Genomic DNA, 16,487 nt, shown 5'->3' with positions numbered 1-16,487 from the left:
TCTGTAAACGGCGATTAATGTAGGACCCAGTCTAGCTTAACGACAACGGCGATACATAGGGTCATGCTGTGACCGAAAACATACATACGGTCATATATTTTTTGTGGGAGCGGGCTTGCTCGCGATTCAGGCGGCGCGGTGTTTCAGGAAGACCGTGGTGATGCCATCGCGAGCAAGCCCGCTCCCACATGTGCCCACCCAAAAAAAAGCCGCCTCCCCAAAAGGAGAAGCGGCTTTGCAAGATGACCCGCCAGGACTTAGTAGCCCAGGTCGAAGTCTTCTTCTTTCATGTCCATCAGGTTGGCAGCGCCCGACAGCATGGTGGCAACGTGTGCGCGTGTGCGCGGCAGGATGCGCTGGAAGTAGAAGCGCGCAGTTTGCAGCTTGGCTTTGTAGAACGCTTCTTCGGACGTGCCGGCCGCCAGCTTTTCAGCCGCCAGACGGGCCATGTCAGCCCAGAAGTACGCCAGGCATGCATAACCGGAATACATCAGGTAATCGACCGAAGCCGCACCCACTTCTTCACGGTCCTTCATGGCTGCCATACCGACCTTCATGGTCAGCTCGCCCCATTCCTTGTTCAGTGCAGCCAGTGGCGTGACGAATTCATTCAGCGCTTCATTGCCTTCGTTGCTCTGGCAAAACTTGTGGACGATTTTGGTGAAACCCTTGAGGGCTTCGCCTTGGGTCATCAACACTTTACGGCCCAGCAGGTCGAGTGCCTGGATACCGGTGGTGCCTTCGTACAGCATCGAAATGCGGCTGTCGCGAACGTTCTGCTCCATGCCCCACTCAGCGATAAAGCCGTGGCCGCCGTAGATTTGAACGCCGTGGTTGGCGGACTCAAAACCTACTTCAGTCATGAACGCTTTGGCGATCGGAGTCATGAAGGCCAGCAGTGCGTCGGCTTTCTTTTTCTCTTCTTCATCAACGCCGTATTTCACGATGTCGACTTGCTTTGCGGTGAAGTAAACCATCGCACGGTTGCCTTCGGCGAATGCCTTCATGGTCAACAGCATGCGACGTACGTCCGGGTGAACGATGATCGGGTCAGCCGCCTTTTCAGGGGCTTTTGGTCCGGTCAGCGAACGCATTTGCAGACGGTCACGGGCGTATTTCAGGCCGCCCTGGAAACCGATTTCGGCGTGGGACAAGCCCTGCAAAGCGGTGCCCAGACGTGCGGTGTTCATAAAGGTGAACATGCAGTTCAGGCCTTTGTTCGGCGGGCCGATCAGGAAACCTGTCGCGCCGTCGAAGTTCATCACGCAGGTCGCGTTACCGTGGATGCCCATTTTGTGCTCAAGCGAACCACAGGACACGGCGTTGCGCTCACCCAGGCTGCCATCGGCGTTGGCGTTGAACTTGGGAACGATGAACAGCGAAATGCCTTTGGTGCCAGCCGGTGCATCCGGCAGGCGGGCCAGAACGATATGGACGATGTTGTCGGCCATGTCGTGCTCGCCAGCCGAGATGAAGATCTTGGTGCCCGAAATCTTGTATGAACCGTCAGCCTGAGGTTCGGCCTTGGTGCGCAACAGGCCCAGGTCAGTACCGCAATGGGATTCGGTCAGGCACATGGTGCCGGTCCACTCGCCAGTCACCAGCTTGCTCAGGTAAGTGGCTTGCTGCTCGGGAGTACCGTGCTCGGAGATGGTGTTCATCGCACCGTGGGACAGGCCCGGGTACATGCCCCACGACCAGTTGGCAGCGCCAACCATTTCACTGACTGCCAGACCCAGCGACTCCGGCAGGCCCTGGCCGCCGTGTTCTACGTCATGGGCCAGGCTCGGCCAGCCGCCTTCAACGAATTGTTTGTAGGCTTCTTTAAAACCGGTAGGGGTTTTAACGCCGGATTCACTCCAGGTGCAGCCTTCGATGTCACCCACGCGGTTCAGAGGTGCCAGCACCTGCTCACAAAACTTGGCGCCTTCTTCAAGAATGGCGTCAACCATATCTGGAGTAGCGTCCTGGCAAGCCGGCAGGCTCTGATAATGCGCTTCGTAACCGAGCAGTTCGTCACGAACGAAGCGAATATCACGCAAGGGGGCCTTGTAGTCAGGCATAGCGATAAACCTCTGCTGATGAATCCGGGGATGAACGACCGCGTGGATTTGTTATGGCGGTCAAACAGGTGTTTGAAACATACGTTTACGCCTATTTATTGTCAAGCAGCGCGAAGCCGCCGTTCGTCTTAGGTCGGCTCGTAGGCAAAGGAGGATTGATTTGTGGGAACTGCTGTCAGTCCAGCAGATCCAGTTGCAGATATTCAGCCACGGACTGCGCCGATGCCGATTTCAGCTTTGGCACACGACCCAGGCAGGGTGCGGGCAAACGCTCGGCCAACGTGGCGAGGTTCTCTTCCAGGCGTGAAGTTTTCGGACCAATGATATTGGCCACCCAGCCAGCCAGTTGCAGGCCATCCCGTGCAATCGCTTCGGCGGTCAGTAACGCATGGCTGATACACCCCAAACGCACGCCCACCACCAAAATCACCGGGAGATCCAGCGCTTGAGCCAAATCCGACAAGCTGTCTTGCCCTGAAAGCGGCACGCGCCAGCCACCCGCGCCTTCGATCAGGGTGAAATCTGCCTGCCTGGCCAAAATGTGCTGCATGGGTTCCAGCAGCGAACGAACCGTCAACACCACCCCGGCTTCGCGCGCAGCGATATGCGGAGCGATAGCCGGTTCGAAGGCTATCGGATTGACCTCGTCATAACTGAGCTTGATCGAGCTTTCGGCCATCAGCGCCAGCGCGTCTGCATTGCGCAGGCCCTGTGGCGTGATTTCACACCCGGACGCCACCGGCTTGCCCGCCGCAGTGCTCAGCCCTGAGATGCGGGCGGCATACAGAAGACCTGCCGCCACCGTGGTTTTACCCACATCGGTATCAGTACCGGTAATGAAGTACGCAGGGCTCATCGCGCTTTCTCCAAAATGCCGTAGACCACTTGATACGTCGCCGGCAACCCGAGCGGCTGACGAAATTTCTCATAGGCGCCAACCATCCCCTGAAGCCGCGCCCGGCCACTCAATCCTTCAGGACGACCGGGGTTCAGATTGTGCGCACCCAGCGCTTTAAGTTCATGGGTTAACTGGCGAACCTGAGCGTAGTGCAGCACATGGGGCTGTTTGTGCAAGCCGAGCACCTGCATTCCACTGTTGGCACACAACTGCTCATAGGTCTGGAACTCACGGAAACGATTGACGTGAACCTGACCGTCGACCGCTCGCCAACTGTCGCGCAACTCACTCAAGGTGCCCGCACACAAACTGGCAAACGCCAGCACCCCGCCAGGCTTGAGTACACGGTGGGCCTCGTTCAGTACCGCCCTGAAGTCCGCACACCATTGCAGCGCGAGGCTGGAGAAAATCACATCGCAACTATTGGATTGCAGCGGCAGGCTTTCGGCATCGCCAGCAATGAAGTGTTGCGCACCTCCCAGTGGGCGGGCGTACGCCAGCATGCCCTGGGCAATGTCTACCGCCAGCCCCTGGCTATCGACAAAACGCTGACCCAACACGCGACTGAAATAGCCCGTGCCACTGCCCAGGTCCAGCCAGCGTTGCGGACTGAGACCGGCCGGCAGCCGGGCGATCAATTCATGGCCAACGGCCCGTTGCAGCTCGGCGACACTGTCGTAACTGGCAGCCGCACGGGAAAACGAGACCGCTACCTGACGCTTGTCCGGCAAACTGGCCGCAAGCATCGCAATACTTAAATCATTCATCGCCCGACTCGTGTAAAAACGCCTGGATTGCCGCCGCCAATTCGTGGGGAGCCTCCAGTAAAAAAGCATGACAGGCCTGTTCAATCAGACCCACTTCGACATCGGGTAATAACGCCAGCACATCGGTCGCTGCCTGCACCGGCACCAGCGCATCAAGCCCGGCAAACAGATGCAGTTGCGGCCCGCTAAAGCGTTGCAAGGCATCACGGGCATCCAGCTTGCCCAACAGTTCAAGACCGGCCAGCAGGGTATCGGGTTGAGCGTGGGGCGCTGCGCCCAACAGCAGCCCGGCCAGTGCCCGAGACTCAGGCGAGCCTTGGCTGCACAACAGGCAAAAGCGTTTGAGGGTGGTGTTGGGTGCATCGCGAAAACCGCTGAGGAACGGTTCGAACGTCGACACGGGCATGGCGCTCGGCCAGTCCTCGCGACTGACAAAACTCGGGTTGCTGGCCAATGTCACCAGGCCACAGCAACGGTCGCCCCGGCGTGCCGCCAACTCACTGGCGAGCATCCCGCCCAGTGACCAGCCGCCCAGCCATACGTTGTCGGGCAGGGTCGAATCGAGCTCGTCGAGCCAGTCTTCAAGATCGACAGACAGCAGCACCGGCAGCGGTTCGATCTCAACCCGCAAGTGCTCGTCCAGAGCGCGCAATGCCTGGGCCAGAGGCTCCAGGGGTGACACCCCCAGGCCCCAGCCCGGCAACAAAACCAAACGATCACGCATGATCTGGCTCCAACGTCTGCCAACAGTCTTCGAGTGCACTTAACAATAGCTGCACCTGTGCCTCTGTGTGAGCGGCCGACAAGGTCACGCGCAAGCGTGCACTGCCTGCAGGCACGGTTGGCGGACGAATGGCCGTCACCAGCAAACCGCGCTCGCGCAGCCTCTGCGACAGGCGAATGGCCCGGCCACTGTCGCCCACCATGATCGGCTGGATCGGGGTAAAGCTGTCCATCAACTGCAAGCCGATTTGCTCGGCGCCACGACGAAACTGGCCTATCAAGGTGTTCAGGTGCTCACGTCGCCAATGCTCGGTGCGCAGCAGTTCAAGGCTTTTCAACGTTGCGCAGGCCAGGGCAGGGGGCTGGCTGGTGGTGTAGATGTAAGGCCGGGCGAACTGGATCAGGCTTTCGATCAGCTCTTCGCTGCCCGCGACAAATGCACCGCTGGTGCCAAATGCCTTGCCGAGCGTCCCGACCAGCACCGGCACATCGTCCGCACTCAAGCCGAAGTGCTCGACAATCCCGCCGCCATTGGCACCCAAGGGGCCAAAGCCGTGGGCATCGTCCACCATCAACCAGGCGCCTTTGGCCCTGGCTTCACGGGCCAGCGCAGGCAAGTCGGCCAGATCGCCGTCCATGCTGAATACGCCATCCGTCACCACCAGCGTATTGCCGCAGGCTTTCTCAAGGCGCTTGGCCAGGCTGACCGCGTCGTTATGCAAATAGCGATTGAAGCGCGCGCCGCTCAGCAAACCGGCATCCAGTAACGAGGCATGGTTCAGACGGTCTTCCAGCACCGTATCGCCCTGGCCCACCAGCGCCGTGACGGCGCCCATATTGGCCATATAGCCGTTGCTGAACAGCAGTGCCCGCTCACGGCCGGTGAACTCGGCGAAGGCTTCTTCCAGTGCGTGATGCGGGGTGCTGTGGCCGATGACCAGATGGGACGCCCCTCCTCCCACCCCCCAGCGTGAAGCACCGGCCTGCCAGGCTTCGATGACCTGCGGATGATTGGCCAGCCCCAGATAGTCGTTGTTGCAGAAGGCGAGCAAAGGCTGCCCGTCGACCACCACTTGCGGCCCTTGAGGGCTTTCCAGCAGCGGTCGATGACGGTACAGATTGTCGGCACGGCGAACGGCCAGGCGGGCGTTTAGATCAAATGGCATGCTGACTGTAATCCCTTGTAGCCGCTGCCGCACGCTGCGATGGGCAGCGAAGCGGCCCCGGCTTCGGTATTGAAAGCGAAGGTCCTGCGGCAGCGGCTACGGGAATGTGTGGGTTAAACCACAGCGTTATAAAACTGCTCGCTGGATTTCTGATCCCTGAGCGCATGCTCGATCACGGCCTGATGCACCTCGTCCGCATGGTCTTCACCCGCCTCGGGCAAGATGCCCAGACGGCTGAACAGCTGCATGTCCTTGTCCGCCTGAGGGTTGGCCGTGGTCAGCAATTTGTCGCCGTAGAAAATCGAGTTGGCCCCGGCAAAGAACGCCAGTGCCTGCATTTGCTCGTTCATTGCCTCACGGCCCGCCGACAGGCGTACATGGCTGTGCGGCATCATGATCCGCGCCACCGCCAGCATGCGGATGAAGTCAAACGTGTCGATGTCTTCTGCGTTTTCCATCGGCGTGCCGGCCACTTTCACCAGCATGTTGATCGGCACCGACTCGGGGTGCTCAGGCAGATTGGCCAACTGGATCAGCAGGTTGGCGCGGTCGTCCAGCGACTCGCCCATGCCCAGAATCCCGCCGGAGCAGATTTTCATCCCGCTATCACGCACGTAACTCAAGGTTTGCAGGCGTTCGCTGTAAGTACGGGTGGTGATGATGCTGGTGTAGAACTCGGGCGAGGTGTCGAGGTTGTGGTTGTAGTAATCCAGACCTGCGTGGGCCAACGCTGCGGTTTGCTCCTGATCGAGCTTGCCCAGGGTCATGCAGGTTTCCAGCCCCATGGCCTTCACCCCTTTGACCATTTCCAGTACGTAGGGCATGTCTTTGGCCGACGGGTGCTTCCACGCGGCGCCCATGCAGAAACGGGTAGCGCCGATGGACTTGGCCCGCTGTGCTTCTTCCAGCACCTTCTGCACCTGCATCAACTTCTCTTTAGCCAGGCCAGTGTTGTAGTGGCCCGACTGCGGACAATATTTGCAATCTTCCGGGCAGGCGCCGGTCTTGATCGACAGCAGCGTCGAAACCTGTACCCGGTTGGCATTGAAGTGCTTGCGATGAACGGTCTGCGCTTCGAAAAGCAGGTCATTGAAGGGCTGGGTAAACATCGCCCGGACCTCGGCTAAAGACCAATCATGTCGCACGTTGGCAAGGCTGCTGGCGCTCATCGGCGTTTCTCTTGTTTATGCTTAGACTTGAACCTGAGGCAAACGCCCCAGGCACGGCACGGATGTCGGCATGTTTAAGGATGTGACATGAACTGTCAACCACAATGGATCAAGCTGGTTTACATCTGGTTATTTAATAACCAATCCTGTTTGTTGTGTGATGAGCACTGCTGCACACCCTATGCCCTGTGTGCCGCCTGCGAACTGGAATTGCCCTGGCTGGTTGATCGCTGCAAGCGCTGCGCATTGCCATTACCGATGGCCGGGCTGGTATGCGCCCACTGCATCAAGCAGCCGCCAGCCTATGAGCAAGTGCATGCACCCTGGGTGTACGGCTTTCCGATCGACAGTCTGATCATCCGTTTCAAACATCACAGCAAGTGGCCTTATGGACGACTTTTAGCCGAACTTCTCGGCCAATCGCTGCTCGATGCCTTCAACTCCGGCAGCCCGCGACCCGACTTCCTGCTGCCGGTGCCCTTGTCCAGCAAACGTCTGCGCCAGCGCGGCTATAACCAGGCCGCCCTGCTCGCCCAGTGGCTAAGTGCTGCGCTGAACATCCCTCGACACGAGCACTGGCTGCTGCGTACCCAGGACACGGACGCGCAGCAAGTCCTGGACGCCAAAAACCGCAAGCGCAACGTGTTGCAAGCATTCAGGCTGGCACCGGGCGTGCAGGTCACCGGGTTGCACCTGGCGCTAGTAGATGACGTGCTGACCACCGGCGCCACGGCGCAGAGCCTGGCCCGGCTGCTGGTCAAGGCCGGGGCCAGGCGGGTCGATGTGTATTGCCTGGCCCGCACGCCAAAACCCGACGGGCCTCCTTGACGCCACCCGGTTGAGCAGGCACTTTCCGGGCACGTCCTGCCTTGTGAATTCTCCGTCATGCACCTGCCCGCCCTCCTCGCCCAACACATGGTCCGTCGCCCGCAACGCATCGCGCTGCTGCAGCACATTGTTGACCAAGGCTCGATCACGGCCGCCGCCAAAAGCGCCGGTATCAGCTACAAAGCCGCGTGGGATGCCATTGATGAACTGAACAACCTGGCGCAAACCCCCTTGGTTGAGCGCAGCATCGGCGGCAAAGGCGGCGGCGGCGCTCGACTGTCCGTGGCCGGTGAGCGGGTGTTGCGGCTATATCAGCGTCTGCAGGCGCTGCAAACCCAGGTGCTGGACGCCGCCGAAGACATTCAGGACCTCGACCTGCTGGGACGCCTGATGCTGCGCACCAGCGCCCGCAACCAGTTGCACGGCACCGTCATTGCCATCCACCGCCACGGCCATAACGATCTGATTCAGCTGGAACTGCCCGGTGGCCTGACCCTTCACGCACAAATCACCCGCGACAGCACCCTGCGCCTGGAACTGGCAATCGGCAGCCAGGCAGTGGCGTTGATCAAGGCAGGCTGGCTGCAACTGCTGGATGCCGCATCCCCTTCCAACGCCGAGCACAATCACCTGCACGGACGCATCGAGCAGATCCTGCACATCGACAACGGCCCCAGCGAAGTCCGTATCACCCTGCCCAGCGGCCAGACCCTGTGTGCCCTGACCGAACCGCAACACCTCGAAACACTTGGGCTGACCGAGGGTAGCGAGGCCCAAGTGCACTTTGCGCCATCGCTGGTATTGCTGGGCACCGCGCTGTAAGTGTCACCAGCTCCCGCATCCGCTCCCGACTGAAACATCTCTGTCATACCCGCTGCTTATGGTGTTTGCCAAAACCGTCAAGAGCCAAGCCAGCCATGAGCCTATTAGAAGAAAACCAATCCACCGACCTTGAGCAGATCATTGGCCTGAGTCGTCGCGGCTTTATCAGTGCTGGCGCCCTGTGCGGCGCAGCGATGTTTCTAGGCGGTGGCCTGCTCAGTCGCAGTGCCCTGGCAGCCGGTGTCAGCGCCGCCAACAGCAACCTGCTGGGCTTCGACAGCATCAATGCGGCCACCACTGACACCATCAGCCTGCCACCCGGCTATCGCTCCTCGGTGCTAATCAGTTGGGGGCAGCCGCTGCAAGCCGACGGCCCGGTGTTTGATCCTTCCGGCAACGGCACTGCCAGCGCCCAGGAAGTACAGTTTGGCGACAACAACGACGGCATGAGCCTGTTCGCCTTCGCGGATGATCCGAACCGCGCCCTGATGGCGATCAACAACGAATACACCAACTACCGCTACCTCTTCCCCCATGGCGGTTCACCTGTTTCTGCAGAAGAAGTGCACAAGGCCCAGGCCACTGAAGGCGTGTCGGTGATCGAGATCCAGCGCAAGGGCGACGGCTGGCAGTTTGTCCAGGGCTCTCCCTTCAACCGACGTATCCACGCCAACACGCCCATTCGCCTGAGCGGCCCCGCTGCCGGTCATGAGTTGCTGCGCACCCAGGCCGACGCGACCGGCACCCGCGCACTGGGCACCTTCCAGAACTGCGCCAATGGCAAAACCCCGTGGGGCACCTACCTGACCTGCGAAGAAAACTTCACCGATTGCTTCGGCAGCTCCGACCCGAAGCAAGCGTTCGATGCCGCGCAAAAGCGCTATGGCGTGGTCGCGGCCAGCAAAGACATCAACTGGCACCAGCACGACCCGCGCTTCGATATGGCACTCAACCCCAACGAACTCAATCGCCACGGCTGGGTCGTTGAAATCGATCCGTTCGACCCGCTTTCAACACCGGTCAAACGCACCGCACTGGGCCGTTTCAAACACGAAAACGCCGCCCTGGCCGAAACCGGCGACGGCCGTGCCGTGGTGTACATGGGCGACGACGAGCGCGGCGAGTTCATCTACAAATTCATCAGCCGCGACAAGATCGACCACCAGAACCCCAAGGCCAATCGCGACCTGCTGGACCACGGCACGCTGTATGTGGCGCGCTTTGACGCTGGCGACAGCAACCCTGATCGCCCCAAGGGTCACGGTCAGTGGATTGAACTGACCCACGGCAAAAACGGCGTTGATGCCGCGAACGGCTTTGCCAGCCAGGCCGACGTGTTGATCCATGCACGCATGGCCGCCAGCGCCGTCGGCGCCACCCGCATGGACCGCCCGGAATGGATCGTGGTCAGCCCCAAGGACGGCCAGGTCTATTGCACCCTGACCAACAACGTCAAGCGCGGCGAAGACGGGCAACCGGTCGGCGGCCCCAATCCCCGGGAGAAAAACGTCTACGGGCAGATCCTGCGCTGGAAAGCGCGCAATGCCGATCACGGCTCAGACACCTTCGACTGGGACCTGTTCGTCGTGGCGGGCAATCCGGCCGTACACGGTAAACAACCCAAGGGCGGCTCCGCCAATATCAACCCGCAGAACATGTTCAACAGCCCCGACGGCCTGGGATTCGATGACGCAGGGCGCCTGTGGATCCTGACCGACGGTGATGCCAGCAACAGCGGCGACTTTGCAGGCATGGGCAATAACCAGATGCTGTGCGCCGACCCGGTCAGCGGTGAAATCCGCCGTTTTATGGTTGGCCCGGTGGGCTGCGAAGTCACCGGTATCAGCTTCTCGCCCGACCACAAAACCTTGTTCGTGGGCATTCAGCACCCTGGCGAGAACGGCGGTTCCACCTTCCCCGAACACCTGCCCAACGGCAAACCGCGCTCATCGGTCATGGCCATCAGCCGGGAAGACGGCGGTATCGTCGGCGCGTAGAAAGCTTGAACCCGCTTTTGTGGGAGCGGGCTTGCCCGCGACAGTGTCGACGCGGTTTGCCTGATACACCGCAAGGACTGCATCGCGACCAAGCCCGCTCCCACAGGCCGGTGCATTAACCTGCCCTTCCATACCCCGGTCTGCGCTAACATGCATGGCCGGACGCGGCAGCCTGCTGCGCGCAGGAGTCAGCATGTCTCATCCGTTTGCAACACTTACCCCTGATCTGGTGCTCGACGCCGTCGAGAGCATCGGTTTCCTGAGCGACGCCCGTGTGCTCGCGCTCAACAGCTACGAAAATCGCGTGTACCAGGTAGGTATCGAAGACTCGGAACCGCTGATCGCCAAATTCTATCGACCGCAGCGCTGGACCAACGAAGCCATCCTCGAAGAACACCGTTTCACCTTCGAACTGGCCGAGCTTGATGTCCCGGTGGTCGCACCGATGATTCACAACGGTGAAAGCCTGTTCGAACACGCAGGTTTCCGCTTCACCCTGTTTCCACGCCGAGGTGGCCGCGCGCCAGAACCGGGCAATCTCGACCAGCTTTATCGCCTCGGGCAACTGCTCGGTCGCCTGCATGCCGTAGGCGCGACAAAGCCGTTCGAGCACCGCGAAGCACTGGGGGTGAAAAACTTCGGTCACGACTCGCTGACCACCCTGCTTGAAGGCAACTTCATTCCGCGCAGCCTGCTCCCGGCCTACGAGTCCGTCGCCCGCGACCTGCTCAAGCGGGTCGAAGACGTCTACGCCGCCACCCCCCACACCAACATCCGCATGCACGGCGATTGCCACCCCGGCAACATGATGTGCCGCGACGAAGTGTTCCATATCGTCGACCTCGACGATTGCCGCATGGGCCCTGCAGTGCAGGACCTGTGGATGATGCTGGCCGGGGATCGCCAGGAATGCCTGGGCCAGCTGTCAGAGCTGATGGACGGCTACAGCGAGTTCCATGACTTCAACCCCCGCGAACTGGCGCTGATCGAGCCGCTGCGCGCCTTGCGCCTGATGCACTACAGCGCCTGGCTGGCTCGGCGCTGGGACGACCCGGCCTTCCCCCACAGCTTCCCGTGGTTTGGCAGCGAGCGTTATTGGGGCGACCAGATCCTGGCATTGCGCGAGCAGCTTTCGGCATTGAATGAAGAGCCGCTGAAGCTGTTTTAAGAAAGCCGGGTGAACACTGTAGTCGCTGCCGAAGGCTGCGAAGGGCTGCGAAGCAACCCGTTTTCCCGGGAGCGCCGGCCACCCCTCGCAGCCTTCGGCAGCGACTACAGAAAACGTCCCGCCTCACACAGGACACGCCTGCAAAACCTGCTTACACTCACAGCTTCTTCCGTGTCTGTTAGTTGCCTAAGCAAGGATTCTGCATGCAAGCCGCAAACCCGCGTCGCGGGTATATTTTAGGCCTCACGGCCTATGTCATCTGGGGCCTTTTCCCGCTCTACTTCAAACTGCTGGCCAGCGTTCCGGCTGCCGAAATCATCGTGAACCGGGTGCTCTGGTCCGCGTTGTTCGGTTCACTGTTGCTACTGGTGTGGAAACACCCCGGCTGGTGGCAGGAACTGCGCGACAACCCCAAACGCATTGGCGTTTTGACCTTCAGTGGCCTGCTGATTGCCGCCAACTGGCTGACGTATGTGTGGGCCGTGAACAACGACCGCATGCTCGAAGCCAGCCTGGGGTACTACATCAACCCACTGGTCAACGTATTGCTCGGCATGTTGTTGCTGGGGGAACGCCTGCGCCGCCTGCAGTGGATTGCAGTGGGCCTGGCCGTTGTCGGTGTGGCACAACAGGTATGGCAAGTGGGCAGTCTGCCCTGGGTGTCCCTGGCGCTGGCACTGAGCTTTGGTTTTTACGGGCTGATCCGCAAACAGGCCCCGGTCAAGGCATTGCCGGGGCTCGTGGTCGAAACATGGATTCTGGTCCCGGTGGCCATCGTCTGGTTGCTGCTGCACCCCGAGGCCAACAGCGCCCATGCCGACTTCTGGAGCACCTCAGAGGCCTGGTTGCTGGTCGCCGCAGGCCCGGCCACACTGATACCCCTGGTGTGTTTCAACGCCGCCGCACGGCATCTGCCCTACACAACCCTGGGCTTTATGCAGTACATCGCGCCGACGCTGGTCTTGATTCTGGCGGTATCGGTTTACGGCGAGCACTTGTCCGAAAGCACCTTGATCGCCTTTGCATTTATCTGGGCCGGCCTGGTGGTGTACAGCCTCGATGCCTGGTTCAGCCTGCGCAAGCGCAGCTGAACCGGCGACGTTACTCCTCGGTGCTGAACTTCAAATCCACCAGCAGCTCATCCGCCAGGGTTTCCAGACGTTTTTGCAGCACATCCAGGGACAAGGTCAGGGGCACCGCCAAAATGGCCTCGGCATGAAACAGCGGCTCGTTGCTCATCGGCGCGGGCCGCACGTCTGTCACCAGCCGCTCCAGACTCACGCCCTGCTCCGTCAGCACCCGGGTGATGTCGCGCACAATGCCGGGGCGGTCGTTGCCCACCAGCTCCATGGCGATGGGCTTCCAGGTGCAGGACTGCTCGATGCCGCTTTCGGCAATCAACACCCGAATCCCTTCCTTGCCCAGATGCTGCAACGCATCGACCAGCTCATCGTGAGCTTCGGCGGGCACACCCACGCGCAGGATTCCGGCAAATTGCCCGGCCATGCGCGACATTCGACTCTCCAGCCAGTTACCGCCATGCTCGGCGATGCATTGAGCAATGCGCTCGACCTGCCCGGCCTTGTCCTGGGCAAACACCGTAATCACAAGATGGTTCATGGCGGGGGTCTCTCTTGTTGGGGGGATCGAATGAGTATAGGCCGCCATCAAATGCCCGTAGTCGCTGCCGAAGGCTGCGAAGCGGGTTGTGTCGCTCTATGGAAAACGGGTTGCTCCGCAACCCTTCGCAGCCTTCGGCAGCGACTACACAGATAAAACCCGATCGCCAAGCATTAAATTGTGTACTGTTTTTAGAATTATCTGGAACAACCTGCATGTTTCTTGAGAACATCCTGTTCTTCTGTGTGACCGATAGCGTAAAAACGGTCGCAGAACGACGTGATTGGTCTGATTTTCACATCTGCAATTGATCATGTAGTATGCCTCGGCGACCACTACATAACTTGCAACATGGTCCGCCAAGGTGTCTGCTGTACCCCGTCCAACCCCGCCAGCATGAGCCACGCGGGGTTTTAAGAAGCGCTCCAGGCTTTAAATAAAAATGAGTGAGGCAAGCAATGACTGAACACGTTCACGTCGGTGGCCTGCAGGTCGCCAAAGTCCTGTTCGACTTCGTAAACAACGAAGCTATCCCCGGTACCGGCCTCACCGCCGATCAGTTCTGGGCCGGTGCCGACAAGGTCATCAATGACCTGGCACCCAAGAACAAAGCACTGCTCGCCAAACGCGATGATTTGCAGGCGCGGATCGACGCCTGGCACCAGGCTCAGGCCGGCAAGGCCCATGACGCCGTGGCTTATAAAGCCTTCCTCCAGGATATTGGGTATCTGCAGCCAGAAGCCGCAGATTTCCAGGCAACGACACAAAACGTCGATGACGAAATCGCCCGCATGGCAGGCCCGCAATTAGTCGTGCCGGTCATGAATGCGCGCTTTGCCCTCAATGCTTCGAACGCCCGCTGGGGCTCGCTGTACGACGCGCTGTACGGCACCGATGCCATCAGCGAAGCCGATGGCGCCACCAAGGGTCGCGGCTACAACAAGGTTCGCGGCGACAAGGTCATCGCCTTCGCCCGCGCCTTTCTCGACGAAGCCGCGCCTCTGGCCAGCGGCACTCACGTTGACTCCACCGGCTACGCCATCGTTGACGGCGCCTTGCAGGTCACCCTCAAGGGCGGCGCCAGCACCGGCCTGCGCGACACCGCGCAACTGATCGGCTACCACGGCTCAACCGCGGCACCGACCGCCGTGCTGCTCAAGCACAACGGCCTGCACTTCGAAATCCAGATCGATGCCGCAAGCCCTGTCGGCCAGACCGATGCCGCAGGCGTCAAAGACGTGCTGATGGAAGCGGCCCTGACCACCATCATGGACTGCGAAGACTCGGTTGCCGCCGTTGATGCCGATGACAAGGTGGTGATCTACCGCAACTGGCTGGGCCTGATGAAAGGCGACCTCAGCGAACAGGTGTCCAAGGGCGGCGAAACCTTCACCCGCACCATGAACCCGGACCGCGAGTACACCGCGCCAAATGGCGGTACCGTCAGCCTGCACGGCCGCTCGCTGTTGTTCGTACGCAACGTGGGTCACCTGATGACCATCGATGCGATCCTCGACAAGGACGGCAACGAAGTACCCGAAGGCATCCTCGACGGCCTGCTGACCAGCCTGGCCGCGATCCACAGCCTCAACGGCAAGGCCACGCGCAGCAACAGCCGCACCGGTTCGGTCTACATCGTCAAACCGAAGATGCACGGCGCTGAAGAAGCCGCGTTCACCAACGAGCTGTTCGGCCGTATCGAAGACGTACTCAAGTTGCCACGCAACACGCTCAAAGTCGGGATCATGGACGAAGAGCGGCGCACCACGATCAACCTCAAGGCGTGCATCAAGGCTGCCAGCGAGCGCGTGGTGTTCATCAACACCGGTTTCCTGGATCGTACTGGCGATGAGATTCATACCTCGATGGAAGCCGGGCCGATGGTGCGCAAGGCCGACATGAAAGCCGAGAAGTGGATTTCGGCCTACGAAAACAACAACGTCGATGTCGGCTTGAGCACTGGCCTGCAAGGCCGTGCGCAAATTGGCAAAGGCATGTGGGCCATGCCCGACCTGATGGCCGCGATGCTGGAGCAGAAAATCGCTCACCCGCTGGCCGGTGCCAACACCGCCTGGGTGCCATCGCCGACCGCCGCCGCCTTGCACGCGCTGCATTACCACAAGGTTGACGTGTTCGCCCGTCAGGCCGAACTGGCCAAGCGCGCCCCTGCGTCGGTGGACGATATCCTGACCATCCCGCTGGCAGTGAACCCCCAGTGGACGCCGGAACAGATCCAGAACGAACTGGACAACAACTCCCAGGGCATCCTGGGCTACGTGGTGCGCTGGATCGACCAGGGCGTAGGTTGTTCGAAGGTGCCGGATATTAACGACATCGGCCTGATGGAAGACCGTGCCACGCTGCGTATTTCCAGCCAGCACATCGCCAACTGGCTGCGTCATGGCATCGTCAGCGAAACCCAGGTCCTGGAAAGCCTCAAGCGCATGGCGCCTGTGGTCGATCGTCAAAACGCCAACGACGCGCTGTACCGTCCGCTGGCGCCAAACTTCGACAGCAACATCGCCTTCCAGGCGGCCATCGAACTGGTGATCGAAGGCACCCAGCAGCCAAACGGCTACACCGAGCCGGTACTGCACCGTCGTCGTCGCGAGTTCAAGGCCAAAAACGGCCTGTAACCCGTCACGATAAAAAAGCCCCGAACATTCGGGGCTTTTTTTATTGCCTTGACCCACCTTCCCGCAGCAAGCCCTAGATCCCCAGTTCCTGACGGATCAGCTTGAGCAACTTGGCGGTATCAATCGGCTTGAGCAGAAAGTCCACCACATGCAGATGCATGGCATCGATGGCATCGCGCACACTCGCACCCCCCGACATGATGATAATCGGCAAGGTGGCCTGATCCGACTCGCGCACTTTGCGAATCAAGTGCAAGCCATCGTGGGGCAGCATGCGTAAATCGGTGATCATCAGGTTAATCGGCTTGTCCGATGCCAACAGCGCCAGCGCCTGCTCTTCATTGCTGGCCGTGAGGCTTTCGATTGCATTGAGTTCCAGAAGCTCCGCCAACAACTCCCGAGCCACTGGATCGTCCTCAACAATCAACACACATGATGAAGCCGAAGCAGGGGTCAGCATGACCTCTTTCAAGGCCTCACGTTCGGCGTCAGTCAAAATGTCGTGCTCAGTCATATGTTTCTCTAAAGCAAACTTGTCGGCGAAATATCCTAAGAGCGTAGTCGGTTATCCCTGACCATCCGCCAATGTGCACTTAGCCATTCGCATTTCCAAGCCTTGCAGTACAAATA

General features: G+C 60.2%; 14 protein-coding genes. 6 read left to right on the top strand and 8 right to left on the bottom strand.

Annotated features, from left to right (window positions below):
* Positions 1–257: 257 nt before the first annotated feature.
* The 6 genes from VSQ83_RS01415 to bioB form a co-directional block, all read right to left on the bottom strand.
* A complete protein-coding gene (locus VSQ83_RS01415) occupies positions 258–2,063 on the bottom strand; it encodes a phenylacyl-CoA dehydrogenase (protein WP_133075278.1) in 1,806 nt (601 codons plus the stop codon).
* A 175-nt stretch (positions 2,064–2,238) separates the two neighbouring features.
* Positions 2,239–2,919, bottom strand: coding sequence for a dethiobiotin synthase (gene bioD / locus VSQ83_RS01410; RefSeq protein ID WP_133075277.1), 681 nt, complete (start codon positions 2,917–2,919; stop codon positions 2,239–2,241).
* On the bottom strand, positions 2,916–3,728 hold the full coding sequence (bioC, locus tag VSQ83_RS01405) for a malonyl-ACP O-methyltransferase BioC (RefSeq protein WP_133075276.1): 813 nt from the start codon (positions 3,726–3,728) through the stop codon (positions 2,916–2,918). The genes bioD and bioC overlap by 4 nt, the downstream gene beginning before the upstream one ends.
* The gene (locus VSQ83_RS01400) at positions 3,721–4,452 is read right to left on the bottom strand and encodes an alpha/beta fold hydrolase (protein WP_133075275.1); all 732 of its coding nucleotides are present in this window, start codon (positions 4,450–4,452) and stop codon (positions 3,721–3,723) included. The genes bioC and VSQ83_RS01400 overlap by 8 nt, the downstream gene beginning before the upstream one ends.
* The gene (gene bioF, locus VSQ83_RS01395) at positions 4,445–5,617 is read right to left on the bottom strand and encodes an 8-amino-7-oxononanoate synthase (RefSeq protein WP_326425113.1); all 1,173 of its coding nucleotides are present in this window, start codon (positions 5,615–5,617) and stop codon (positions 4,445–4,447) included. The genes VSQ83_RS01400 and bioF overlap by 8 nt, the downstream gene beginning before the upstream one ends.
* A 113-nt stretch (positions 5,618–5,730) precedes the next feature.
* On the bottom strand, positions 5,731–6,786 hold the full coding sequence (gene bioB, locus VSQ83_RS01390; protein WP_133075273.1) for a biotin synthase BioB: 1,056 nt from the start codon (positions 6,784–6,786) through the stop codon (positions 5,731–5,733).
* 87 nt (positions 6,787–6,873) lie between these two features.
* Here bioB and VSQ83_RS01385 point away from each other — a divergent pair, with 87 nt between their 5' ends.
* From VSQ83_RS01385 to rarD, 5 genes are all read left to right on the top strand, one after another.
* On the top strand, positions 6,874–7,614 hold the full coding sequence (locus VSQ83_RS01385) for a ComF family protein (RefSeq protein WP_219262858.1): 741 nt from the start codon (positions 6,874–6,876) through the stop codon (positions 7,612–7,614).
* Between the two features lie 57 nt (positions 7,615–7,671).
* Entirely contained in the window at positions 7,672–8,436 is a 765-nt protein-coding gene (locus VSQ83_RS01380) for a TOBE domain-containing protein (protein WP_326425111.1), read from the top strand.
* Between the two features lie 95 nt (positions 8,437–8,531).
* The gene (locus tag VSQ83_RS01375) at positions 8,532–10,433 is read left to right on the top strand and encodes a PhoX family protein (protein ID WP_219262856.1); all 1,902 of its coding nucleotides are present in this window, start codon (positions 8,532–8,534) and stop codon (positions 10,431–10,433) included.
* Between the two features lie 193 nt (positions 10,434–10,626).
* Positions 10,627–11,601 carry a serine/threonine protein kinase gene (locus VSQ83_RS01370; RefSeq protein ID WP_048352320.1) on the top strand — a complete coding sequence of 325 codons (975 nt, stop codon included), beginning with the start codon at positions 10,627–10,629 and terminating at the stop codon, positions 11,599–11,601.
* A 203-nt stretch (positions 11,602–11,804) separates the two neighbouring features.
* Positions 11,805–12,692 (top strand): EamA family transporter RarD, encoded by an 888-nt coding sequence (gene rarD, locus VSQ83_RS01365; RefSeq protein WP_133075269.1) that lies wholly within the window; start codon positions 11,805–11,807, stop codon positions 12,690–12,692.
* Between the two features lie 10 nt (positions 12,693–12,702).
* Here the strand turns inward: rarD and VSQ83_RS01360 are convergent, their stop codons facing one another.
* Positions 12,703–13,221 (bottom strand): glycine cleavage system protein R, encoded by a 519-nt coding sequence (locus VSQ83_RS01360; RefSeq protein ID WP_019823006.1) that lies wholly within the window; start codon positions 13,219–13,221, stop codon positions 12,703–12,705.
* A 458-nt stretch (positions 13,222–13,679) separates the two neighbouring features.
* On the opposite strand from VSQ83_RS01360, the gene VSQ83_RS01355 reads away from it, so the two are divergent.
* Entirely contained in the window at positions 13,680–15,857 is a 2,178-nt protein-coding gene (locus VSQ83_RS01355; protein WP_326398589.1) for a malate synthase G, read from the top strand.
* Positions 15,858–15,930: 73 nt separating this feature from the next.
* Here the strand turns inward: VSQ83_RS01355 and VSQ83_RS01350 are convergent, their stop codons facing one another.
* On the bottom strand, positions 15,931–16,371 hold the full coding sequence (locus VSQ83_RS01350) for a response regulator (protein ID WP_326425108.1): 441 nt from the start codon (positions 16,369–16,371) through the stop codon (positions 15,931–15,933).
* Positions 16,372–16,487: the final 116 nt, after the last annotated feature.

It is taken from the genome of Pseudomonas sp. DSV-1 (assembly GCF_035830915.1).
GTDB lineage: Bacteria > Pseudomonadota > Gammaproteobacteria > Pseudomonadales > Pseudomonadaceae > Aquipseudomonas.
This window is presented reverse-complemented; position numbering and strand designations above follow the sequence as displayed.